This is a genomic window from Aestuarium sp. (assembly GCF_023253315.1).
Classification (GTDB): Bacteria; Pseudomonadota; Alphaproteobacteria; order Rhodobacterales; family Rhodobacteraceae; genus Marivivens; species Marivivens donghaensis.
On the sequence record NZ_JALRGW010000148.1, the window covers coordinates 365 to 705 of the forward strand.

Below are 341 nucleotides of genomic sequence, written 5' to 3' on the forward strand. Positions count from 1 at the left end.
CGCTCTTGACCTCCTGAATGCAAATCAGGCGCTCTCCCAGCTGAGCTAAGGCCCCTTATACTTCCCTAAGGAAGGATGGTGGGTCGAGGAGGACTTGAACCTCCGACCTCACGCTTATCAGGCGTGCGCTCTAACCACCTGAGCTACCGACCCAAGACAGACCGGTAGGTCTGTAATCAACACTGAAGAGATATGAGGACGGCCTAGCTCGGAGTTTGACCAACTTTGATTGTTGATCTTTTGCTAAGTGCTTCACGAGAAGAACAAGTTCCTCTGCTAGAAACATCCTTAGAAAGGAGGTGATCCAGCCGCAGGTTCCCCTACGGCTACCTTGTTACGAC

2 tRNA genes and 1 rRNA gene (1 of these 3 cut by a window edge) are annotated in these 341 nt (G+C 51.9%); all 3 read right to left on the reverse strand.

Annotated features, from left to right (window positions below):
• Positions 1-55 (reverse strand) — tRNA-Ala (locus AC1QQ2_RS14715); it reaches 38 nt to the left of the window's first position.
• A 21-nt stretch (positions 56-76) separates the two neighbouring features.
• Positions 77-153: transfer RNA gene (locus AC1QQ2_RS14720), tRNA-Ile, on the reverse strand.
• A 139-nt stretch (positions 154-292) separates the two neighbouring features.
• A 16S ribosomal RNA gene (locus tag AC1QQ2_RS14725) occupies positions 293-341 on the reverse strand; the annotation flags it as partial.